Origin of the sequence: Falsiroseomonas sp. HW251 (genome assembly GCF_050563545.1) — a bacterium.
Lineage (GTDB): Bacteria > Pseudomonadota > Alphaproteobacteria > Acetobacterales > Acetobacteraceae > Falsiroseomonas.
Genome location: NZ_JBNXUM010000008.1, coordinates 88800 through 110727, shown reverse-complemented (window position 1 = coordinate 110727; position 21928 = coordinate 88800). Strand labels below are relative to the sequence as shown.

18 protein-coding genes and 1 pseudogene are annotated in these 21928 nt (G+C 69.5%); 12 read left to right on the top strand and 7 right to left on the bottom strand.

Translation table 11 applies throughout. From position 1 onward, the window contains the following. The first annotated feature begins 6 nt into the window (after positions 1–6). A complete protein-coding gene (locus ACLF3M_RS11630) occupies positions 7–705 on the top strand; it encodes a DUF1028 domain-containing protein (protein ID WP_430657092.1) in 699 nt (232 codons plus the stop codon). A gap of 7 nt (positions 706–712) precedes the next feature. Here the strand turns inward: ACLF3M_RS11630 and ACLF3M_RS11625 are convergent, their stop codons facing one another. Then, a complete protein-coding gene (locus ACLF3M_RS11625) occupies positions 713–1717 on the bottom strand; it encodes a glutamate cyclase domain-containing protein (RefSeq protein ID WP_430657091.1) in 1005 nt (334 codons plus the stop codon). Positions 1718–1733: 16 nt separating this feature from the next. Next, the gene (locus tag ACLF3M_RS11620; protein WP_430657090.1) at positions 1734–2756 is read right to left on the bottom strand and encodes a glutamate cyclase domain-containing protein; all 1023 of its coding nucleotides are present in this window, start codon (positions 2754–2756) and stop codon (positions 1734–1736) included. Positions 2757–2882: 126 nt separating this feature from the next. Here ACLF3M_RS11620 and ACLF3M_RS11615 point away from each other — a divergent pair, with 126 nt between their 5' ends. Both ACLF3M_RS11615 and ACLF3M_RS11610 read left to right on the top strand, forming a co-directional pair. Continuing rightward, the gene (locus tag ACLF3M_RS11615; RefSeq protein WP_430657089.1) at positions 2883–3872 is read left to right on the top strand and encodes a LysR family transcriptional regulator; all 990 of its coding nucleotides are present in this window, start codon (positions 2883–2885) and stop codon (positions 3870–3872) included. Beyond that, entirely contained in the window at positions 3869–4579 is a 711-nt protein-coding gene (locus ACLF3M_RS11610) for a DUF1028 domain-containing protein (protein ID WP_430657088.1), read from the top strand. Before ACLF3M_RS11615 ends, ACLF3M_RS11610 begins: the two co-directional genes overlap by 4 nt. Here the strand turns inward: ACLF3M_RS11610 and ACLF3M_RS11605 are convergent. Next, a complete protein-coding gene (locus ACLF3M_RS11605) occupies positions 4505–5062 on the bottom strand; it encodes a hypothetical protein (protein ID WP_430657087.1) in 558 nt (185 codons plus the stop codon). The two genes, ACLF3M_RS11610 and ACLF3M_RS11605, sit on opposite strands and share 75 nt — an antisense overlap. Positions 5063–5376: 314 nt before the next feature. Beyond that, the gene (locus tag ACLF3M_RS11600) at positions 5377–5523 is read right to left on the bottom strand and encodes a hypothetical protein (RefSeq protein WP_430657086.1); all 147 of its coding nucleotides are present in this window, start codon (positions 5521–5523) and stop codon (positions 5377–5379) included. Between the two features lie 877 nt (positions 5524–6400). On the opposite strand from ACLF3M_RS11600, the gene ACLF3M_RS11595 reads away from it, so the two are divergent. Then, on the top strand, positions 6401–7477 hold the full coding sequence (locus ACLF3M_RS11595; protein WP_430657085.1) for an SMP-30/gluconolactonase/LRE family protein: 1077 nt from the start codon (positions 6401–6403) through the stop codon (positions 7475–7477). Positions 7478–7853: 376 nt separating this feature from the next. Here the strand turns inward: ACLF3M_RS11595 and ACLF3M_RS11590 are convergent, their stop codons facing one another. Next, entirely contained in the window at positions 7854–8531 is a 678-nt protein-coding gene (locus ACLF3M_RS11590; RefSeq protein ID WP_430657084.1) for a FadR/GntR family transcriptional regulator, read from the bottom strand. 193 nt (positions 8532–8724) lie between these two features. On the opposite strand from ACLF3M_RS11590, the gene ACLF3M_RS11585 reads away from it, so the two are divergent. From ACLF3M_RS11585 to ACLF3M_RS11565, 5 genes and pseudogenes are all read left to right on the top strand, one after another. Then, positions 8725–9285, top strand: a complete 561-nt coding sequence (locus ACLF3M_RS11585) for a TRAP transporter small permease (protein ID WP_430657083.1) — start codon at positions 8725–8727, stop codon at positions 9283–9285. Continuing rightward, a complete protein-coding gene (locus ACLF3M_RS11580; protein ID WP_430657082.1) occupies positions 9286–10647 on the top strand; it encodes a TRAP transporter large permease in 1362 nt (453 codons plus the stop codon). 25 nt (positions 10648–10672) lie between these two features. Then, positions 10673–11701 (top strand): TRAP transporter substrate-binding protein, encoded by a 1029-nt coding sequence (locus tag ACLF3M_RS11575; protein WP_430657081.1) that lies wholly within the window; start codon positions 10673–10675, stop codon positions 11699–11701. Between the two features lie 27 nt (positions 11702–11728). Further along, positions 11729–12928 (top strand): mandelate racemase/muconate lactonizing enzyme family protein, encoded by a 1200-nt coding sequence (locus ACLF3M_RS11570; protein ID WP_430657080.1) that lies wholly within the window; start codon positions 11729–11731, stop codon positions 12926–12928. 30 nt (positions 12929–12958) lie between these two features. Next, a pseudogene (locus ACLF3M_RS11565) lies at positions 12959–13159 on the top strand (transposase); the annotation flags it as partial. On the opposite strand, the gene ACLF3M_RS11560 reads toward ACLF3M_RS11565, so the two are convergent. Both ACLF3M_RS11560 and ACLF3M_RS11555 read right to left on the bottom strand, forming a co-directional pair. Continuing rightward, complete coding sequence (locus tag ACLF3M_RS11560) at positions 13153–14001, bottom strand: 3-hydroxyacyl-CoA dehydrogenase NAD-binding domain-containing protein (protein ID WP_430657079.1); 849 nt, start codon at positions 13999–14001, stop codon at positions 13153–13155. The pseudogene ACLF3M_RS11565 and the gene ACLF3M_RS11560 sit on opposite strands and share 7 nt — an antisense overlap. 78 nt (positions 14002–14079) lie before the next feature. After that, entirely contained in the window at positions 14080–17076 is a 2997-nt protein-coding gene (locus ACLF3M_RS11555) for an ATP-binding protein (RefSeq protein WP_430657078.1), read from the bottom strand. 164 nt (positions 17077–17240) lie between these two features. Between ACLF3M_RS11555 and ACLF3M_RS11550 the strand changes: the two genes are divergently transcribed. From ACLF3M_RS11550 to ACLF3M_RS11540, 3 genes are read left to right on the top strand one after another with little or no spacing between them, the layout of a single operon-like run. Then, a complete protein-coding gene (locus ACLF3M_RS11550) occupies positions 17241–18314 on the top strand; it encodes an efflux RND transporter periplasmic adaptor subunit (protein WP_430657077.1) in 1074 nt (357 codons plus the stop codon). Next, positions 18311–21448: an efflux RND transporter permease subunit gene (locus ACLF3M_RS11545; protein ID WP_430657076.1), complete on the top strand. Its 3138-nt coding sequence runs from the start codon at positions 18311–18313 to the stop codon at positions 21446–21448. The genes ACLF3M_RS11550 and ACLF3M_RS11545 overlap by 4 nt, the downstream gene beginning before the upstream one ends. Then, positions 21448–21912, top strand: coding sequence for a hypothetical protein (locus ACLF3M_RS11540; protein WP_430657075.1), 465 nt, complete (start codon positions 21448–21450; stop codon positions 21910–21912). Before ACLF3M_RS11545 ends, ACLF3M_RS11540 begins: the two co-directional genes overlap by 1 nt. The last annotated feature ends 16 nt before the right edge of the window (positions 21913–21928 follow it).

The following is a 21928-nucleotide window of genomic DNA, read 5'->3' as shown; positions in this document are numbered from 1 at the left end:
GACGCCATGACCTATACGCTGCTCGGGCGCTGCGCGCGGACCGGCGCGATCGGCGTCGGGATCGCGACCTATTCGCTGGCGGTCGGCGCTTCCGCCCCGCAGGTGGTGCGCGGCAAGGGTGCGGTTGCCAGCCAGGCTTGGGCAAACCCGCAGCTGCGCACGCTGGGTGCGAGCCTGCTCGATCTCGGCCACACCGCGCCGCACGCATTGGCACTGCTGGTTGCGTCAGACCTGAAGATCGGCTTCCGCCAGGTCGCGGTGCTGGACCGCCGCGGCGACGGCGCCTGCCATACCGGCCCGAGCTGCCGCGCCTGGGCCGGGCATCGCATCGGCACGGACTACGTGGCCTGCGGCAACGTGCTGGCGGGCCCGGGCGTCGTGGATGCCATCGCCGAGGCCTTCGAGAAGTCCGAGGGCATGGACCTCGCGGAACGCCTGCTGCGTGGCATGGAGGCCGGGCGCGACGCCGGCGGCCAGGTCGGCGGCAATGGGCACCTGCCGGAACGCTCCGCCGCGCTGATCGTCTACGGGCAGGAGGAGCACGCGCAGAACGACCTGCGCATCGACATGCATGACGATGCGGTGACCGCCCTGCGCGCGCTGTTCACGACCTACGCGCCCTACATCGCCTATCGCCGGCAGCGCTGGCGCAACCCGGAGGTCGCGCTGCCACAGGAGCAGTTCGTGGCCTCGCTGAAGGGGTAGCGCCCCGTCAGTGGGCCACGCCGCGCGTAGGCGGTTGCAGTGCCAGGCGCACCATGTTGTTCAGCAGCTGCACCACCGCCATCGAGCTTTCGCCGTCCGCGCTGTCCACGATGAAGTCGGTGGTGCACCACATCGCCTCCAGCCCGCCGGCGTCGAGGCAGGTGCGGATGATCCGCTCCTCCGCCTTCCAGCCATGCATCAGCGCGGGATCCTTCAGCAGGAAGGCCAGCGCGGCCTCGATCGCATAGGCGCCCCAATTCGACATCAGGCAGGGGAACAGCACGTCGGTGCGCACGACAGTGCACAGCGTCTCGCCCTTTGGCATGATGCGCGCGACGGCGTCGGGGATGCGGCCGAAGCCCATCTCGTTGCCGTGGTCGCCGATGCCGATGCTGAAGACCTTGCGCCGCTCCGCCTCGTGGAAGACCTCCGCGATGTCGATGATGCCGGTCTCCGGGCCCTTCGGGATCGCCGTCGCGTTGTAGACCACGCCGTCCTTCGCCGGGCCCAGCCGTTCGATCGATACGATCGCCTTGGGCTGCCAGCGCTCGAACAGGCCGGCCGCCCAGGCCTTCACCGCACCCTGATCGTCCGGCGCCGTTTCCACCGCCGCGCCGAAGCCGCGCTTCGCGGGCTCCGGCGGGCGGATCATCAGCGTAGCCGCTTCCGACGACGCCTTGATCGGCCCGGCATGCTTGTTCTCGCAAACGAAGACCGGCACGGCGCCGAGGCCGCGATACAGCGTCCGCGCGATCGAGGCCGCACCGGGCGGCCCGTCGCTCTCGCCCGTCGGCATGCCCGGCGCATAGCCCGCACCGGTGACGACGAAGACGGCATCGTGGCGCTTCACGTTGGCGATCAGCCCCTCTGCGGCGCGCATCGAGATCGGCCGGCCGCCGCCTTCCGCGCGCGCCGCATCGTACATCTTCACGACGATGTTGTGCGGCATGGCGAGGTTCTTCAGCTCGATGGTGACGAGCCGGTCGATGTTGTCGCCGACATAGTCCGACATGGCGCGCGCTCCCTGCTCAGTGCGTCAGGCCGGTGGTGCCGCCTTCGAGGTTCTTGCCCACGATGTCCCGCAGGAACTGCAACACCGCCATCGACGTCTCGCCCATCAACCCGTCCACGAAGAACTCCGTGGTGCAGAACATCGCCTCGAGGCCCCCGTTGTCGAGGCAGGCGCGCAGGATCCGTTCCTCCTGCGCGGGCGAGTGCAGGATCTCCGGCTTCTTCAGCAGCCAGGCCAGCGCGGCCTCGATGCCGTAGCAGCCCCAGTTCGACATCATGGCGGGCAGGACGATGTCGGTCTCGACCGTCGTGCAGAGGATTTCGCCCTTCGGCATCGCCTTCACCACGGCGTCCCGGATCGCGCCGAAGCCGAGTTCGTTGCCGTGGTCGCCGATGCCGATGGTCAGGATGCCGCGCTTGCTCGCCTCCGTCACCACGGGCGAGATGTCCACGACCTCGAAGCGGCAGAAATTCTCGGGGCCCTGCAGCGGCAGGGCAGTCGCGGTGTGGATGATGCCGTTGATGCCGGGCCCTAGCCGTTCCGCGCTGACCACGGCCTTCGGCTTGGTGCGGTCCAGCAGTTCCTGCGTCCAGGCCGCGACCGCGTTCTGGTTCAGCGGCGCATTCTCCATCGCGGCGCCGAGCCTCCAGTCCCGCGCTTCCTCGAAGGTCTTCACCATCAGCCCCGCCGCGAGGGAGGAGGCGATGACGGGATCGGCGTGGCAGGCCTCGTTCACGAAGACGGGAACGGCGCCGAGCCCCTTGTACAGCGCGCGCGCAAGCGAGACGGCGCCGGGCGGGCCGTCGCTCTCACCCTTCGGCATCGTCGGCTCATAGCCAGCGCCAGTCAGCACCAGCACCGTGTCCTTCGGCCCCAGAGCCTTCTTCAGTGCCTCCGCGCAGAGCATGCTGAGCGGCCGTCCGCCGGAGCGCGCGCGGGCAGCCTGGTACATCGTGCGCAGCACGTTGTGCGGCATGCCGCGGTTCTTGGCCTCGATGGTGATGAGCTGGTCGATCGCCTCGCCCGTGATGTCCGGCATGATGGCCTCCTCGACGGAAAGCGGCCCCGCGGCCGTCTTCGCTGATGCCACCACGCGAGCCCGCCGAACGGGAACGCCAAAAATAGGCGTTCGCATGATGCCGGGATTGGATCATGCTGGGTTGGCGTGGAGGTCGGGACAATGGCCATGCTGAGAACATCCCTTCGCTACTTCGACGCCATCGTGCGGCTCGGATCGATCCGCGCCGCCGCGCTTCACCTGCGCATCGCGCAATCCGCCGTCAGCCGACAGGTCCAGGCGCTGGAGGATGAGGTCGGCGCGCGCCTGTTCGAACGCAGTCGCCGAGGCGTGCAACTCACCCAGGCCGGCGCGCTGTTGCGCGACTATGTGCGCGAAGCCAGCTTCCACGCGGAGCGGCTTCGCTCCGAACTCGATGCGCTGCAGAACCTCCGTCGCGGCACCGTCCGGCTGCACGTCATCGAATCCGCGATCCCACACCTGGTGCCCACGGCGATCGCGGATTTCCGCGCCGACCATCCCGGGATCGCATTCGCCGTCGTCGTCGCGGGCAGTTCGCAGGTGCTGGATGCCGTGCGCGAAGCGGAGGCGGATATCGGCATCGCCTTCGGGTGCAGCGCCGTGCCGGAACTGCAGGTGCGCGGCCGTATCGCGGAGCCGCTCTGCGCCGTGATGCGGGCCGATCATCCGCTTGCGACGCTGCCGAGCGTCACGGTGCGCCAGACCCTGCAATGGCCGATCGGTATCCCGCTGACCGGCGGCGGCACCTGCACGCTGCTGAATGCTGCGCTGGCCGCCGCTGGTCTGCGCCTGACGCCCGCACTGGAGACGAACTCCATCGACCTGCTGCGCCGCTTCGCCCTGAACGGCAAGGGCATCACCTTTCTGCCGCGGCTGATGGTGGCGGGCGAGGCGCCGAACCGCGATCTGGCCGTGGTGCCCGTGGAGGATTCGCCGATGCCGCAGGGCCATGTGGAAATCGTGACGCTGCGCGGCCGCGCGTTGCCGCTAGCCGCCGAGGAGTTCGCGGGCTACCTGCTTCGCCGGCTTGACCAGGCGGTGAAGGCGCCCGCATCGCCGATGCCGGCACGACGCGACGTAACGCGGCCGAGCCGAGGCATGAGGGGCAACGCATGACCTACACGCTGCTGGGACGGTGCGGCCGGACGGGTGCGCTGGGCGTCGGGATCGCGACCTATTCGCTGGCGGTCGGCGGGCTGTGCCCCGTGGTGATCAGCGGCGTGGGCGCGCTGACCAGCCAGGCCTTCGTGAATCCGACCCTGAAGTCGCTCGGCGCAAGGCTGCTGCGCGTCGGCCATCCCGCCGCGCAGGTGCTGCAGATGCTGCGCAGCGCCGACCCGCAATTCGACTTCCGTCAGGTCGCGGTGCTGGACCAGCGCGGCGACGCCGCCTGCCATACCGGCCCGCGCTGCCGGGACTGGGCCGGGCATGTCGGCGGGCCGGATTTCGTCGCCTGCGGCAATGTGCTCAAGGACCGAGGCGTCGCCGAGGCAATGGCAGCGGCCTTCGCCGCCGATCCGGCAGCCGAGCTCGGCGAGCGTTTGGTGCGTGCGCTAGAGGCCGGCCGCGACGCTGGCGGCCAGGTCGGCGGCGCGGGCCATCTGCCGGAGCGATCGGCCGCGCTGCTCGTGCACGAGGCGGCGGAGGAGCACGCGATCCTCGATCTGCGCGTCGATGGACACGGCGATGCGGTGACGGAACTGCGACGACTGCATGACGAGTTCCGCCCCTACGTGGCCTTTCACGCGCTACGCTGGCGCAATCCGGGCGAGGCGCCGCCGCAGGAACGTTTCGTGGCTTCGCTTCCGGCCCGGCCGGTCTAAGGCCGTCTGGCAAGAGCCGAGCCGAGCCGAGGCTGACCGCACCGCGCGACGCGGCCCATGGCCGCGCTCGTCACGCCGACGCCGGCGATGCCTCCCCCGCCACGAGGCCACAAACTCGTTGCACTCTGCCACCATCTCGCCGGAGGTCACTGCCGACCAGGTCTTGCGGATCGCGGCGATGTAGGCCGGGCCGACGGGCGACCGGATCACTTCGACCTCCCGTCCGTCCAGCGCCACGACGCGGCCGATCGCCTGGTCCTTCGCCACGATCGCGCCCGGGCCGATGAAGGCCTCGAACAGGCCGCCGCGCGTGTTGTTGACCAGCGTGCAGCGTTCCACCACGGCGCGGGCGCGCCGCGCGGGCCGGTCGGGCAGGATGCCGATCGAGGCGGCGATGCTGCGGATGGACTGCGCGAAGACGTAGCCCAGGACGGCTTTGACCCGGCCGCGGTTCGGCGAACCGACCGCTGCCGCAGGCAGCACGAACTTGCGCCGGCTTGGGCGCTGCACAGGCGTACGTGCCAACTCAGTTCGGCCGCACCCGAGTGCCGCGGCTTGCGCGCGGGCTCTGCTTCGCCGGCTACGTCGTGCGGACGAAGGTGGCCCGCGAGTGAGCAGATCCGGCGACCAGCCGGCGCCGGGTCAGGTTCGGCCGTGCGCTCGAGCTGACGGCGATGCCTGGAGGCGGCCGAAAATACGCGGCAGTTCGTGCTCGTGACTGGCCACCGCGAAAATGACGTTGACGTTCGAGTCAGGCTGACGCCGACGTCGCCCTCACCGACCTCTGAGGTTAGCTTTCAGTCGTCGGGCAGCACCGGCGTCCGTACGAAGAGCCAGTACCGGATGCCGAACGCGATGAAGGCAAGCAGGGCCGACGCCGCCCAGCGGGCGGAGGTGGAGAAAGAGCGCAGGACGGCGGGGCGGAACATTCGGCGGGCGAGCATCGTCCCGCAACGGCTACGTCGCCGACTGGTTCTTTCGGCTATCGCGGTCCGCGGGCGTTCCGGGGCGACGTCGTCTCGTCCGGCGCGCGGTTCTGCTTTGCGGCCTGACGGGCTTCCAGGCTGTCGGCCGACGCCTCCAAGGCCGTCGCTTGTTCCAGGAGACGCTCGCGGTCAGGCCGGAAGCTGATGCGCCGCGCGAGGTCGCGACATTCCTGCGCGAGCGCACGCAGGTGCGCAGGGTCTTCCTTCCCGAAAATGTCCCGTCCCCCCGGAGAAGACACCATCGCTGTTTTCAGCAGGTCTGCCCAATGCGAGAGAACCCGCAGCACAAAGCAGCCGCACGGGGCAAATCACGTCGCCGACCAGGGTCATCGACCTGTATCCGTTTTCGACGATCAGAACGAGTGCCTCGTTGTGCGTCGGTCAGACCGTTCGGCCGCCCGCCCCCCGGACCATCGAATATCCAACGTGGCGCCGGGTTCGTCAGCGGCCACGTGCCCCGGCACGTGAACGGCGACCTTGCATTTGAGCCTCTCCGGCTTCCTACGCGAGGGTGGAGTGGACGGCGGAGGGCATCGGCCGTGCAGCTCGGGCGCGTCGAGGCCCATCATCCGCACCGTCTGCCACCGACGCGGGTCGTATCGCCGACGTCGACCACGTCACGCAACTGCGTGGCGGCAAGCTTCAGGAGGGTCCGCTGGTGCCCGACGCGGTGGCGCCGGCTTGGCGCGCCATCATGCATCTCACGGCGCCCACCCCAGCAAAGGACCGGCCGGTCCGAACGCCACACGATGCTCTCGCGCAGCCTTGACGCCATTTACCCCGTCCAGGGGGCCACGTTGATCCCGTGCCGCATGGCCGAGGAGGGGACACCAGGATGACCGACACGCATCTCGCGCGGCGAGGCCTGCTCGCCGCAGCTGCCGCAACGCTCGCCCTGCCAGCGGCCGCGCAGCGAAGCTGGGGCCCCAATGCGCCGCCGCAGCGCTACCCCGATCCCGACATTATCACGCTCGACCCGCAGCGCTTCCGCGCGGCGATCGGCAACACACCGATCCGGCGCGTCTATACCGGCACGCTCTGGGCCGAGGGCCCGGCCTGGCACGCCACCGGGCGCTTTCTCGTGTGGTCCGACATACCGAACAACGAGGCGCTACGCCTGAACGAGGAGGACATGAGCGTCCACCGACGCTTCCGCAGCCCGTCGGGCTTCTCGAACGGCAACACCTTCGACCGTGAAGGTCGCCAGATAGCCTTCCGCCACCTCAACCGCGACGTCGCACGCTACGAGCCGGATGGGCGGATCACCGTGGTCGCGGCGCGTGGCCCGGACGGCGCCTTCAACGCGCCGAACGATGGCATCGTGCATCCCGAGGACGGCAGCATCTGGTTCACCGATCCGGGCTACGGCGCCCTCGTCAGCTATGAGGGCGAACGCGCGCCAGAGGCCGACAACAGCCCGCGCCCATTCATCAAGGAGGCGATCTACCGCATCGACGCGCAGTCCGGCCAGGTGACGAAGGTCGCCGACGAGCCGTTGAAGCCGAACGGGCTCTGCTTCTCGCCGGACTACCGCACCTGCTACGTGGCCGACACCGGTTCCACCCACTACCCGCAGGCGCAGAACATCATCTGGGCCTACGACGTGGACGGCCCACGGCTGCGCAACCCCCGGAACTTCGCCAACATGGCGCTCGAACAGAAGACCGGCTTCGCGGATGGCATCCGCGCCGACGTGCGCGGCAACATCTGGTCGGCGACGAGCGGCGGGGGGGATGGCTATGACGGCGTCCACGTCTTCGCGCCGAACGGCGACCGCATCGGGCAGATCCGGCTGCCGGAGGTCACGTCGAATGTCTGCTTCGGCGGGTCGCGGCGGAACATCCTGTTCATGACCGCGAGCCAGTCGCTCTATGCGGTGCCGGTGGAGACGCGCGGCGCCCACTTCTGCTGAACCGGGGCATACTCTCGCCCGCATGCGAAGTTGAGTCCCCGCCGCTGACAGCGCTGTAGCGCAAGCCGTAGCGCGCTGGCAGCGGAGTGGGTGCTCTAGCGCGAGCCGCAGCCGGTCCGCCGCCTCCTGGGGCGGACACGACCGCCTCCTGGCGTTCCGCATGCGACTGCCGTCGACCCTGGGCAGACTCTCGCGATCGCAGCGGAAGCCGAGTGCCGAGACCCTGCGACTTCAAGCGCCTCGCGTCACCCAGCAGCAGGTTTCGGCGAGGCGCCACGTTCGCTCGAAGCAGCAGAAGACTGTCGCCGATGCTCATGACGAAGCGCAGCGCGACCGCAGCGAGTTTGCCACGAAGGGGGCGGCGCGGGACTCCCGGTCAGGGCACTCCGTTGAAGAGACGCTGGATCCCGCTCGCGAGGTGATGGCGCATCGCCGCGCGCGCCGCATCGGCGTCCCGGGCCGCGATCGCCTCGGCGATCGCGGCATGCTCGGCCATCACCTCCGCCGCGCTGTCCGCCTGCGGACGCCGGACCAGTTCGGTCGTGAGGTGCATGCTGAACTTCATCTGTTCGACGAGCGCCTCTAGCGTGGTCACGAAGAAGCGGTTGCGGGTGGCCTCGGCGATCGCCAGGTGGAACGCCACGTCCTCGTCTCGCGCAGCGCTTCCCGCCAGCAGCGCCGCCTCGAGGCGCTGATGCGCGGCCGCCACGCGCGACAGCGCGGCGGGATCGGCGAGCCCGGCCGCGCAGGCCGCAGCCTCGCTCTCCAGGCTGCAGCGGAAATCCATGAAGCTGCGGACTTCCGGGATGCTGCCGAGCTGCCCGTAGAGCACCGGCGGGACCGGCGGCGGCAGGTCGCGGACATAGGTGCCGGAGCCCTTGCGCGTATCGATCCGGCCCTCGGCCCGCAACCGTGCCAGCGCCTGGCGCAGGATCGGCCGCGAGACGGCGAAGCGGCGCGTCAGCTCGAGCTCAGAGGGCAGCCGCGAATGCGGCGGCCAGAGGCGGGAGCCCAGCAAGGCGAGAAGCTCGTCATACACGCGGTCGCTGAGCATGGCTTGCGGCGACAACCCCCTTGCTGTCAAAGCTGTCAAAAAATGCACTCAATATGCCCGATCTGCCAGCGAGATGTTTGACAGCCCGCCCTGATCTGCAAACCTGTCCGGGCACCGGAACGAGGGAGGATCGGATGGGCGCGTCGTGCAGCTGCGATCGCACTCGGCCTCGCTCGTCTGCCGGCGCCCCATGATGCCGGCCAGGACCCTCCTCGATCGCCTTGTCGATGGCGGCTTCCGCCTGCTCGAGGTGCTGATGGTCGCGTTGTTGGGTGCGATGGTCGCGATGGTCCTCGGCAACGTCGTCCTGCGCTACGTCTTCGACAGCGGCATCGCGATCTCGGACGAGATGTCGCGCTACTTTTTCGTCTGGCTGACCTTCGTCGGGGCCGTGGCGGTGCATCGCGAGCATGCGCATCTCGGCGTGGACACGCTGGTCCGCGTGCTGCCGCGCCTCGGCCGGCTCGCCTGCCTTGCCGTGTCCGACGCGCTCGTCCTGGTCTGCTGCGCCGTGTTCTTCTGGGGCACCTGGAAGCAGCACGCGATCAACGCCAGCAATGTGGCGCCGATCAGCGGCCTGCCCATGAACTTCGTCCACGGGATCGGATATTTCACCTCGATCGGCGTCGGCGCGATGGTCGCGCTTCGGCTCGTCCGCCTGCTGACCGGCCGCCTGGACGAGCGGGAGATCGCGATCTTCGCCGGCGAAGCGGAGGACGAGCGCGGCGCGGCGACGCGCCAGGGGCTGGAATAGATGACGATCGTCGTCTTCCTCGCCTCGCTCTGCGGCGCGATGGCGATCGGCATGCCGGTCGCCTTCGCCCTGCTGACCTGCGCGCTCGCGCTGATGCTCTGGCTCGGCATCTTCGATACGCAGATCATTGCGCAGAACATGATCATTGGCGCGGACAGCTTCCAGCTCCTCGCCGTGCCCTTCTTCCTGCTTGCCGGGGAGCTGATGAACAAGGGCGGCCTGTCCCGCCGCATCGTGGATTTCGCGCTCAGCTTCGTCGGCCACATCCATGGCGGCCTGGGGTACGTCGCGATCTTCGCGGCGGTCATCATGGCGGCGCTCTCGGGCTCCGCCGCGGCGGATACCGCAGCACTCGCGGCAATCCTCATCCCCATGATGCGCGAGGCGAAGTACGACATCCCCCGTTCCGCCGGGCTGATCTCTGCAGGCGGCATCATTGCGCCGGTGATCCCGCCCTCCATCGGCTTCATCATCTTCGGCGTCGCTGCCAATGTCTCGATCACGCAGCTCTTCCTGGCCGGCGTCTTCCCGGGACTGTTGATGGGCCTTTCCCTCGTCGTCGCCTGGGCGATCGTCTGCCGGCGCGACCGGCTCGACACGCTGCCCCGCCGCAGCTGGACGGATCGTCTGCGCTCCGGCCGGGACGGCTTCTTCGCGCTGCTGATGCCGGTGATCATACTCGGCGGGATCAAGTTCGGCGTGGTGACGCCGACCGAGGCCGCGGTTGTCGCGGTCGCCTATGCCTTCCTGGTCGGCGCCTTCATCTACCGGGAGCTCCGCCTGTCGGAGCTCTACGGCGTGACCCTGGCGGCTGCGAAGATGACCGCGGTCGTGATGTTCCTCGTCGCCTCCGCGTTGGCTTCCGCCTGGCTGATCACCCAGGCGAACATCCCGGGCGAGCTGCGCAGCGTGCTTGAGCCGCTGCTCGACAACCCCGTCATCTTCATGATGATCGTCATGGCGCTGGTGCTCGTCGTCGGCACCGCGCTCGACTTCGCGCCGACGGTGCTGATCCTGACGCCCGTGCTGATGCCGCTGGTGAAGGAGGTTGGACGCGTCAACGGCATTCCGGGCTACGAAGTCTATTTCGGCGTGCTGTTCATCATGAACAACGCGATCGGGCTGATCACGCCGCCCGTGGGCATCGTGCTGAACGTGGTCTGCGGCGTCGCCCGCGTGCCGATGGGGGCGGTCATCCGCGGCGTGCTGCCCTTCCTGCTGGCACAGACCGTGGTGCTCTTCCTGCTGGTGCTCTTCCCCGACCTTGTCCTGCAGCCGCTGCGCTTCGTGCGCGGCCAGATCGACCTGGTCGAGCTGCTCACGATGTTCGTCACATGGCCCTTGCGCGCACTCGGCGGCTAGGGCCGCTCAACAACAGGAGGAAACCATGACGAAGCTCAAGATCCTGCTGCTCGCCGCCACTGCCGCCGCCGGGCTTGCCTGGGCGGCGCCCGCCCCGGCCCAGACCTTCGAGAGCCGGACGATCCGCGTCTCGAACGGCGTCACGGAGGACCATCCGAACGGCGCCGCGGTGCGCGCGCTTGCGCAATGCGCTGCCGCGCGGACCGACAACCGCATGCGCATCCAGGGCTTCTGGGGCGGGGCGCTGGGCGGCGACCTCCAGGCCACGCAGGCGCTGCGCGCCGGCACGCAGGAGATGGTGGTCACCTCCTCCTCCCCCCTCGTCGGCATGCTGCCCGCGCTCGGCGTCTTCGACCTGCCCTTCCTCTTCGCCAACGAGCAGGAAGCGGATGCGATCCTGGACGGCGACTTCGGCGCCGACATGGGCCGCCGGCTCGAGGGGATCGGGCTGGTGAACCTGACCTACTGGGAGAACGGCTTCCGCAACACCTCGAACTCCCGCCGCGCCATCACGAAGTGGGAGGACTTCAACGGCGTGCGCATGCGCGTCATGCAGAACAACATCTTCCTCGACACCTTCCGCAACATGGGCTCGAACGCCATTCCGATGGCCTTCGGTGAGGTCTTCACCGCGCTCGAGACCCGCGCGATCGACGGGCAGGAGAATCCGCTCGTCACGATCGAGACCAGCCGCTTCAGCGAGGTGCAGCGTTACCTCTCGCTGACCCGCCACGCCTACACGCCGTTCCTCGTCCTCTATTCGAAGGCGCTGTGGGACCGGCTGAGCCCCGCCGAGCAGACCGTGCTGCGCGAGTGCAGCGTGGAGGCGCGCGACGTGCAGCGACGCGCCAACCGCCAGGGCAACGACGCGAGCCTGACCTCGCTGCGCCGCGCGGGCATGCAGGTGAACGAACTCTCCCCGGCCGAGCAGACCCGGATGCGCGAGCAAGCCCGCGTCGTCTGGAACCGCCACGCCGACCAGATCGGGCGCGACGTGGTGGACCGCATGATAGCGGAACTCGACAAGCTCCGCGCGGGCCGGCCGGGCGGCTGACCCGGCCCTTTCAAGCGGACCAGGACGATGAAGATCACCGGTCTCGAGACCATCCGCCTGCGGGAGTTCGGCAACCTCATCTGGGTCCGGCTGCACACGGATGAGGGGATCGTCGGTCTGGGCGAGACCTTCCTTTCGCCCGGCGCGGTCGAGGTCTACCTGCATGACTGGTGCGCGCCGAAGCTGCTCGGTCGCGATCCGCGTCAGATCGAGGCTGCGCGGCTGGCCTTGCGCGACTACCTGGGCTGGCGCGGCAGCGGGGTGGAGACGCGCGCTGTCTCGGCTGTGGACATCGCGCTCTGGGACATCGTCGGCAAGGCCGCCGGCCGCCCTGTCTGCGAGGTGCTCGGCGGCCGTACGCGGGAAGCGATCCGCGTCTACAACACCTGCGCAGGCTACAAGTACATCCGCGATGCCCGCGCGCAATCCGTCGCGAACTGGCATGCGGGCGAGACGGAAGGACCGTACGAGGATCTCGACGCCTTCCTCCATCGCGCGGACGAGCTGGCACATTCGCTGCTCGAGCAGGGCATCACGGGCATGAAGATCTGGCCCTTCGACCCGCCGGCGGAGCGCAGCGGCGGCCTCGACATCACGCCGGAGGAGCTGCGGCGCGCGCTTGAGCCCTTCGAGAAGATTCGCCGGGCCGTAGGTGACCGCATGGACATCATGGTGGAGTTCCACTCGCTCTGGTCCCTGCCGATGGCCAAGCGGCTCGCCCGTGCCCTCGCGCCCTACCGCACCTACTGGCACGAGGATCCCTTCCGCCTGGACTCGGTGCGCGACCTCCGCGACTATGCTCCGCATTGCGAGGCCTGGATCTGCGCCAGCGAGACGCTGAACGGCGTGCCGGCCTTCCGCGAATACCTCGAGACCGGCGTCGCCGGCGTCGTGATGCTCGACCTGTCCTGGTGTGGCGGGCTGACGGAAGCGCGCAAGATCGCGGGCATGGCGGAGGCCTGGCAGGTACCCGTGGCCCCGCACGACTGCACCGGCCCGGTGGTCTATGCGGCGTCCTGCCACTTCTCGCTGCACGCCCCGAATGCGCTGATCCAGGAGAGCGTGCGCGCCTTCTACACGGGCTGGTACACCGAGCTCGTGACGGACCTGCCCGTGGTCGCGGATGGAAAGGTGCGCGTCAGTGATGCGCCGGGCCTTGGAATCGAGCTGCAGCCTGGCGTGGCCGACCGCCCCGACGCCATCCGCCGCCTCTCAGCCGAAGGCTGATCTTGGCATCGGCGGCGTGAGCGTCGCCGCCAATGGCGTGTCGAGGCTAGGCTGCGGATCGTCGCCGAGGTGGGGCGGCCAGCGTTATGCTTCGACGAGGTAGCGGGGCGGCACGAGGTGAGCCGCAGCCTGCTGTGGTGCTGGCGCAAGCGGGTTCGACACAGCGTGGTGCCTGGTCATCTGGTGGCGCTCTGCAAGCCGACAGGGCGCCAGCGGCATCGGCGTCAGTAGCGGTAGGCGCCGCGGCCTGATTTCCGCCCGAGGTAGCCGGCGGCGACCAGCTCGGCGAGCAGCGGCGCGGGGCGGTACTTCGGATCACCGAGCTCCCGATGCAGCGACTGCATCGCCGACAGCAGGACATCGAGACCGATGAGGTCCGCCAGCGCGAGAGGGCCCATTGGATGCCGGCAGCCGAGCTTCATCGCGTCGTCGATATCGGCGGGATTGGCATCGCCGGCAGCGAGCACCACGAAGGCCTCGTTCAGCATTGGAAAGAGGAGGCGATTGACGACGAATCCCGGCGCGTTCCTGACCGTGATCGGGACTTTGCCGAGCTTGATCGCCAGCGCCTCGACGGCGTCATGGGTGGCATCGCTGGTCTGCAGCCCGCGCACCACCTCGACGAGCGCCATCGCCGGCGCGGGATTGAAGAAGCGCATGCCGATGAAGCGCTCACGATGCGCGATGACGGAGGCCAGCCTGGTGACGGAGATCGAGGAGGTGGTGGTCGCGATGATCGTATCGGGTCGCACGGCGTCGCCGATGGCCCGTAGCACCGTCGCCTTGACACCAGCGTCCTCGATGACCGCTTCCACCACGAGGTCGGCGTCGCGCAGCCCGATGTCGCCGGATACGGGCCGGATGCGCCGGAGCGTCGCGTCCCGCTCCACCGGCGACATCCTGCCCTTCTCCAGCCGCCCTTCAAGGCTTTCGGCGATCGTCGTCAGCCCCCTTGCGACCGTGGCCCCGTCGATGTCGGCGAGCACGACGTCGTGGCCGGCGGAGGCCATGACCTCTGCAATGCCGGTCCCCATCGTCCCCGCGCCCACGATTCCAATGTTGCGGATCGGCACTTCCCTCCTCCTCGCCGCATCAATCCCGCTCCTAGCGCGCCACCGGGGCGACGTGGGGTGAGGTCTGGTGAGAGGCGGTTAGTCCTGGTCAGGCGCGCCCGAAAGCAGCTGGCGGGCCACCTTGAGGTCGCGGCTACCGAGGCCCTCGCGGAATGCGGCGATGGTCCGCTCCAGCAGGTCGCGGGACGCCGCGGCGTCGCCCCGATCACGATCCACGCGGTACAGGCTCGTCGCCGACCGCAGTTGCCAGGCAAGGGCGCCTTGCGCCCGCGCCCGGTCGAGCGCGAGCGTGAAGCATTCCCGCGCCGCGGCCCCGACCCGAGCATCGTGCAGCAGAAGCTCGCCCTTGATCCGCAGGATCTCCGGATAGGCCCAGAACTCCCCGTTGCGCTCGGCCCGCTGCAGCGCCTCCTCCACGGTTGCCGCGATCTCCTCGCCGAAGCCTGCCTGGGCGGCCGCGAGGGCGAAGTCGCCGATATTGAGGAAGGCATGCCACTGCGACGCACGCCAGCGGGCAAGCGCGGCGCGAACCTGGTCGGCGCCGGCAGCCGGACCGGCCTGCTGCAGGCGGATGATCTCCTGTGCCGCCAGCCCGTAGGACAGGTGGTCGGCGAAAGCGTGCTTCTGCGCGAGATCGATAAGCTCCGCGGCACTTCCTGCGGCGTCTTCTAGATCGCCGGCGAGAAGCGCGAGCGCGCATGCGCCCCAGGCGAGGGTTGAGCACAGTGTCAGGGGGTGACGGACGCGCCGCGCCTGCTCCAACGCCGCGTGCACCGCATCGGACGCTTGGTCGCCGTGCCCCTGCACCCAGAGGACATGGGCCAGGATGTATCGTGCGGAGACATGCGGGTCAAAGCCGGCCCGCCGGATCTGGTGGCGCCCCGGCCAGGGCTCGGCTTCGAGGAGCAGGGGCTCGAGTTGCGCGCGCGCCGCGGCGTGATCGCCGGCGAAGTGCAGCGTACTGCCGAGCATCCAGGCTGCCGTCGCCGTCGCGCCCTGCTCGGCCAACGCGCCACCGACCGCCTCGGCCTGGCGCGCGAGGTCGAGCGCCGTCCGGACCTCGCCGACGCGCATGTGGTAGATCCAGAGGTCATGGAGCACGAGCAGGCGATGGCTGCGGTCCTGGAGCTGCTCGGCGATTGCCAAGGCCCGGGTCAATGCGCGGTGGGCGTCGGAGGTCCTGCCCTTCACGGCCTGGAGCGAGACCCCGAAGGCCGTCTGCAGCATCATCTCCTGCCAGGTGCCGCGCAGCCCTGCCTCTTCGAGGAGATCGAGCGCCCGCTCGGTCCAGCCATGGGCCTCGCCCAGGAGGGACGTCGAGAACCATAGCGGGAGCGACGCGGCAGCCAGGCCGACGCCGATGGCCGCATCGCCCGCGGGGTCGAAGGCCCAGGCCAGCGCGGCACGCAGGTTGTCAATGTCGGCCTCGGCCGCCGCGTATCCTTCGTCGCCCTCCCGGCGCTCGCGGTCAGCGACGGATTCCAGAAGCGCCAGCAACCATGTGGCGTGCCGCCGCGCGACCGGCGCGACCTCGTCGGCCTGCCTGAGCTTCTCGAGGGCATAGGCGCGGGTCGTGTCAAGCAGCCGGAATCGCGACCCGGGCGAGTCCAGGTCGGCGACGACGAGCGACTTCGCCGCCAAGGCCAGTACGGTCTGCACGACGTCGTCGGCCGGCAGGCTCTCCTCGCCGGCGATGCCGGCGGCGGCGGTGAGCGTGAAGCCGCCGACGAAGATCGCGAGGCGGCGGAAGATCGTCTGCTCCGCCGGGCGCAGCAGGTCATGGCTCCAATCCAGCGCCGCGCGCATCGTCCGGTGGCGAGGCAGGGCGGTGCGGCGGCCCCCGGTCAGCAGCCGGAGCCGGTCGTCGAGCTGCGCCGCCAGCCCGCGCAGCCCCAGCACGCCCACCCACGCGGCCGCGAGCTCGATCGCGAGCGGGATGCCGTCGAGCTTGCGGCAGATCTCGGCGGCGCGGGGCGCGTCCTCGTCCGTCAGCTCGAAGCCGTCGAGGCTGGCCGCGGCGTGCTGGACGAAGAGCTGGACGGCGGGAAACCGCAGCGCCTCGGCCGCGCCGAGGCTCGCCGTCGCCGGCGGTGCGTCGAGCGGCCCGAGCCGGCAGAGCCGCTCGCCCTCGCAGCGCAGTGCCTCGCGGCTGGTGGCCAGGATGCGGATCTGCGGCGCGCCGCGCAGCACTGCCGCGACCAGTTCGGCGGCGGCGTCGATGAGATGCGCACAATTGTCGACCACCAGCAGCATCCGCCGCGCGCGCAGGGCGGCAACGAGGTCGCGCATGGTCATGCCGGACCTGACCTCGACGTTGACCGGACCGGCGACGGCGCCGAGCAGCTGGCCCGGCTCCGTGATCCGCGCAAGATCGATAAGCCACACGCCGTCTGGCTCGACGCCGACGAACCGCTCCGCCACAGCCAGCGCCACCGAGGTCTTGCCGATGCCGCCGGCGCCGACGATCGTGAGCAGGCGGTTCCGCGCCAGCTGATCGGCGAGCTTCGCGACGATGTCGTCGCACCCGACCAGCGCGGTGATCTGCTCCGGCAGGTTGTGGCGACGCGCGCCTTCGGCCGGCGGCGCGGAGTGGTGGCTCTCCGGCGCGCGGCCGCCGCCCTCGGCGACGGTCACGGCCGCGACGAAGCTGTAGCCCAGTCCCTTGCTGGCCTCGATGAGCCGCCTGCCGTCCTGCCCGTCACGCAGGGCGCGCCTCAGCGCGGCGATCTGGAACTTCAGGTTGCCTTCCACGACATGGGTGCCCGGCCAGGCGCGCGCGATCAGCTCCGCCTTGCCGACCCGCTCGCCGCGCCGCTCGAGCAGCGCGAGGAGGATGTCGAAGGCCCGGCTTCCGATGCGTACGGGCTTGCCATCCTCCAGCAGAAGCCGCTGCCGGGGCAGGAGCCGGAATCCGTCGAAGATCAGGGCAGGATCGGCAAGCGGAGAATAATGCTCCATCGCGGCCTCACTGCAGCGCAGGATCGCCTCGGCGGCACGACCATAGACCAGGCGCCCTGCCCGCGTCGCGCATGCTCGCCCTAACCGCCGATCTAACCACAACAAACCACGTCTCACCCCACCCGGGCGAGGTCCGGGCGTAGAGGCACCCCGCAGCCTCGGGTCACCCCCTCAGACCACCCGACCCGGGGTCCGCTGTGGTCGGTCCGCCCGTCGGACCGGCCACGGCGGACGAGCGGCGCGGGCGTGAGTGCCCGCGTCAACCTCTCGAAGGCAGGCCCATGTACAGATCCCGACTCCTGGCATCCGCCCTGATCGCCGTCGGCGTTGCTGGCTGCGACCAGCAGGCTCCGCGCCAAGCGCAGGTCCGGCCCGTCCGCACCGTGACCGTCGAGCAGCGCGCGGAGGGCGAGACCGTGTCGCTGACCGGCCATGTCCGCCCGCGGGACCAGGGCAGCCTTGCCTTCCGCATCGACGGGCGTGTCGTCGAACGACCCGTCGCCGTCGGCGACCTTGTCCGGGCCGGCCAGGTCGTCGCCCGCCTGGACCCGCAGAACCAGGAGAACATGTTGCGATCGGCGCAGGCCAATCTGTCGGCAGCCGAGGCGGTGCTGACGCAGGCGCGTCAGAATTTCTGGCGGCAGCAGGAGCTCCTCCGCCAGGGCTGGACGCCGCGCGCGCGCTTCGACGACGCGCAGCAGGCGCTGCAGACCGCGGAGGCGCAGGTCACCTCGGCGCAGGCGCAGCTGCGCATCGCGCAGGACCAGCTGGGCTACACGGTCCTGCGCGCCGATGCCGCGGGCTCCATCACGGCAACGGGCGCCGAGGCCGGCGAGGTGGTCCGCGCCGGTCAGCTGATCGCGCAGCTCGCGCAGGAAGGCGGCCGCGACGCCGTCTTCGACGTGCCGGAGGTGCTCATCCGCACCGCCCCGCGCGATCCCGTCGTGCAGATCGCCCTCGGCGACGATCCGACCATCCGGGCCATCGGCAGCGTGCGCGAGGTCGCGCCGCAGGCGGATCCCGCGACGCGCACCTTCCAGGTCAAGGTCGGCATCGCCGACCCGCCGGAGGCGATGCGGCTGGGCTCCACCGTCAGCGGACGCATCCAGCTCGCCGCGCCGCAGGGTGTGACCATTCCCGCCAGCGCGCTGACCCAGGCGAACGGGCGACCGGCCGTTTGGGTGCTCGATCGCGCCAACCAGAGCGTCGCGCTGCGCGGCGTGGACGTCGCGCGCTACGACCCGTCCAGCGTCGTCGTCTCGCAGGGGCTCGAGCCCGGCGACGTTGTGGTCACCGCGGGCGTGCAGATGCTTCGTCCGGGCCAGAGGGTCCGCCAGCTCGGAGGCGCGTCGTGACCCGCTTCAACCTCTCGGCCTGGGCGATCCGTCACCGCTCGCTCATGGCCTATTTCATGATCATGGTCGTGGTCGCCGGCGTCTTCTCCTATCGCACGCTCGGCCGCAGCGAGGATCCCGACTTCACCATCAAGACCATGGTCGTGCAGGCGGTCTGGCCGGGTGCGACGCTGGAGGACACGCTGCAGCAGGTCGCCGACCGACTGGAGCGCAAGCTGCAGGAGACGCCGAGCCTCGACTACCTCCGGAGCTACACCAGCGCCGGCGTCGTCACGATCTTCGTGTATCTCCGGGACTCGACGCCGGCGTCCCAGGTGCCGGACATCTGGTACCAGGTCCGCAAGAAGGTGCACGACATCCAGCAGACCTTGCCGCAGGGCATCCAGGGGCCCTTCTTCAACGACGAGTTCGGCGACACCTTCGGCATCGTCTACGGCTTCACCGCCGACGGCTTCACCAGGCGGGAGCTGCGCGATTACGTGGACGACGTCCGCCAGCGCCTGCTGCAGCTGCAGGACATCTCCAAGATCGACGTGATCGGGGCGCAGGACGAGCGCGTCTACATCGAGTTCTCGACCGAGCGGATGGCGGGCCTCGGCCTCGACCGCGCGGCGCTGATCGCCGCCCTGCAGACGCAGAACGCCGTCAGCCCGACGGGCACGGTGCAGACGGAGCGGGAGAAGATCCTGGTCCGCGTCTCCGGCGCCTTCGAGAACGAGGACGTCATCCTCAACGTCAACTTCGCTGTCAACGGACGCATGATCCCACTACGCGACATCGCACGGGTGACGCGCGGCCCGGCCGATCCGCCGCAGCCCATGTTCCGCGTCAACGGGCAGGACGCCATCGGGCTTGCCATCGCGATGCGCAGCGGCGGCGACGTGCTGGCGCTCGGCCGCAACGTCGAGCAGGCGATGGAGGAGATCACCGCCGACCTTCCTGTCGGGATCGAGGCGCCCCTCGTCTCCGACCAGCCCGTCACCGTCGAGCACGCGGTGGACGAGTTCATGGAGGCGTTGTGGGAGGCGATCGCGATCGTGCTTGCTGTCAGCCTGATCAGCCTCGGCCTGCGCGCGGGCGCCGTCATAGCAATCTCGATCCCGCTGGTGCTCGCCATGGTCTTCGCGGCGATGGCCTTCTTCGGGATCGACCTCCAGCGCATCTCGCTCGGCGCGCTCATCATCGCGCTCGGCCTGCTGGTGGATGACGCGATGATCACGGTCGAGAGCATGGTCACGCAGCTCGAGCATGGCGACACCAAGGAGGATGCGGGCGCCTTCGCCTTCAGCTCCACCGCCTTCCCGCGCCTGACCGGTACGCTCGTCACAATCGCCGGCTTCGTGCCGATCGGCTTCGCACACAGCGCGGCGGGCGAGTACACCTTCTCGATCTTCGCCGTCGTCGCCATCGCGCTGATCTCGTCCTGGATCGCCGCGGCCGTCTTCGCGCCGTTGGTCGGCGTCTGGCTGCTGAAGAAGCCGAAGGAGGTGCATGAGGTCGGCAATGGCCCGGTGATGCGGGCCTTCCGGCGCGTCCTGACGTTGGCGATGCGCGCACGCTGGATCACGATCGCCGTCACGCTCGCGATCTTCGCGGCATCCCTCTACGGCATGCGCCTGGTGCCGCAGCAGTTCTTCCCGCCGTCCGACCGGCCGGAGTTGCTGGTGGACCTGCAGCTGCCGGAGGGCTCGTCCATTTACGCGACGCGCGAGGCCGCCATGCGGCTCGACCGGCTGCTGCAGGACGACGCGGATGTGGATCACTGGAGCACCTATGTCGGGCAGGGCGCCGTCCGCTTCTACCTGCCGCTCAACCTCCAGCTGCCCAACGACTTCTTCGGCCAGACGGTGGTCGTCACCAAGGGCCTCGAACAGCGCGAGCGCGTGCGGGCGCGGCTGGAGCAGGCGCTCGAGGCCGACTTCCCGCATGTGGTCGGGCGCGTCTACCCGCTCGAACTCGGGCCGCCCGTTGGCTGGCCCCTGCAGTACCGCGTACGCGGCTTGGACGCGGGCGAGGTGCGCAACATTGCCTTCAAGGTGGCCGACATTCTTGGCGCCGATCCCTCGGTCCGGAACGTCAACTACAATTGGATGGAGCCGGCTCGCACCCTGCGGATCAGGGTGGACCAGGATCAGGCCCGCCTGCTCGGCCTCAGCTCCCAACAGCTGGCGCTCGCGCTCAATACCGTCGTCACCGGCGCGACGGTGACCGAGCTGCGCAGCGGCATCTATCTCGTGGACGTGCTGGTGCGTGCCGCATCCGAGCAGCGCATGTCGCTCGACACGATCCGGACGCTGCAGGTCCCGCTGCCCGGTGGACGCTCCGTCGCGCTAGGCCAGATCGCCTCGGTCGAGTATGGACAGGAATATCCGATCGTCTGGCGCCGGAACCGCAGGCCGACGCTGACGGTGCAGGCCGATGTCGCGCAGGGCGCTCTGCCCGCGACGGTCGTGCAGGCCATCGCGCCGCGCATCGCCGAGCTCAATGCCAGCCTGCCCGCCGGGTATCATGTCGAGGTCGGCGGCACGGTGGAGGAGAGCGAGAAGGCGCAGTCCTCCGTGTTCGCGGCGATGCCGCTTATGCTCGTGCTGATCTTCACCGTGCTGATGCTGCAGCTGCAGAGCTTCAACCGGCTCTTCCTGGTGCTGAGCGTCGCGCCGCTCGGCGTCATCGGTGTCGTGGCAGCGCTCCTGCTCTCCGGCAAGCCGCTTGGCTTCGTCGCCATGCTCGGGATCCTGGCACTGACCGGGATGATCGCGCGCAACTCGGTGATCCTGGTGGACCAGGTGCGGACTGAGGTGGAGCACGGTCTCGATCCCTGGAATGCGGTGATCGAGGCCACGATGCACCGCTTTCGGCCGATCCTGCTGACGGCTTCCGCCGCGATCCTCGGCATGATCCCGATCGCGCCGACCATCTTCTGGGGACCGATGGCCTACGCGATCATGGGCGGCCTCGCCGTCGCGACGGTGCTGACGCTGATCTTCCTGCCTGCGCTCTATGTCGCGTGGTTCCGCATCAGGCCGGTGGCCGAGGCCGCCGGCGTGCGCGACCTGCGGGACGAGAAGGCCGGTGCCGTGCTTGCCCGCCAGCAAGTGGTGGCCGCGGACCTGGCGCCGGCAGGAACCCCGTGATGGACGGCACGCTCGTCAGCTCAGGTGCGGCGCTTGTGGGTGCACTGATCGGCGGCGGCGCCTCGCTGGTCGTCGCCGCCTACACCCAGCGCAATCAGGAACGCCTGCAGCGAATCGCGCATGAGACCACGAAACGGGAGGCGATCTACGCGGAGTTCATGATGAACGCCTCCGATCTTCTGCTGCGGGCCTATGTGCGCGACCAGGGGAAGCTCGCGCTCGGGAAATCCGAGCTGCTGGCCATCGGCCTGATCAATCGCATGCGGCTCTTCGCCTCGGCGGAAGTCGTCGAGGAGGCGGAGGCGGTACTGAAGGCGATCATCGAGATCTCGCTTCAGCCAGCCATGCAGCTCGGGGAGCTCGCGCGGGAGGCGCTGTCGCATCGCCCCGATCCCGACCCGTTCCTCAGCTTCTGCCGGGTCTGCCGATACGACCTCGACACTGTGCGCCGGACCATGGCGTGAGCCACGACCGGGCGCG

What these genes read in the sequence shown, in the direction of transcription:
- ACLF3M_RS11630 (WP_430657092.1), top strand. Translation starts at nt 7, where the DNA reads ATGACCTATACGCTGCTCGGGCGCTGCGCGCGGACCGGCGCGATCGGC.
- ACLF3M_RS11625 (WP_430657091.1), bottom strand. Translation starts at nt 1,717, where the DNA reads ATGTCGGACTATGTCGGCGACAACATCGACCGGCTCGTCACCATCGAG.
- ACLF3M_RS11620 (WP_430657090.1), bottom strand. Translation starts at nt 2,756, where the DNA reads ATGCCGGACATCACGGGCGAGGCGATCGACCAGCTCATCACCATCGAG.
- ACLF3M_RS11610 (WP_430657088.1), top strand. Translation starts at nt 3,869, where the DNA reads ATGACCTACACGCTGCTGGGACGGTGCGGCCGGACGGGTGCGCTGGGC.
- ACLF3M_RS11600 (WP_430657086.1), bottom strand. Translation starts at nt 5,523, where the DNA reads ATGCTCGCCCGCCGAATGTTCCGCCCCGCCGTCCTGCGCTCTTTCTCC.
- ACLF3M_RS11595 (WP_430657085.1), top strand. Translation starts at nt 6,401, where the DNA reads ATGACCGACACGCATCTCGCGCGGCGAGGCCTGCTCGCCGCAGCTGCC.
- ACLF3M_RS11590 (WP_430657084.1), bottom strand. Translation starts at nt 8,531, where the DNA reads ATGCTCAGCGACCGCGTGTATGACGAGCTTCTCGCCTTGCTGGGCTCC.
- ACLF3M_RS11585 (WP_430657083.1), top strand. Translation starts at nt 8,725, where the DNA reads ATGCCGGCCAGGACCCTCCTCGATCGCCTTGTCGATGGCGGCTTCCGC.
- ACLF3M_RS11580 (WP_430657082.1), top strand. Translation starts at nt 9,286, where the DNA reads ATGACGATCGTCGTCTTCCTCGCCTCGCTCTGCGGCGCGATGGCGATC.
- ACLF3M_RS11575 (WP_430657081.1), top strand. Translation starts at nt 10,673, where the DNA reads ATGACGAAGCTCAAGATCCTGCTGCTCGCCGCCACTGCCGCCGCCGGG.
- ACLF3M_RS11570 (WP_430657080.1), top strand. Translation starts at nt 11,729, where the DNA reads ATGAAGATCACCGGTCTCGAGACCATCCGCCTGCGGGAGTTCGGCAAC.
- ACLF3M_RS11550 (WP_430657077.1), top strand. Translation starts at nt 17,241, where the DNA reads ATGTACAGATCCCGACTCCTGGCATCCGCCCTGATCGCCGTCGGCGTT.
- ACLF3M_RS11540 (WP_430657075.1), top strand. Translation starts at nt 21,448, where the DNA reads ATGGACGGCACGCTCGTCAGCTCAGGTGCGGCGCTTGTGGGTGCACTG.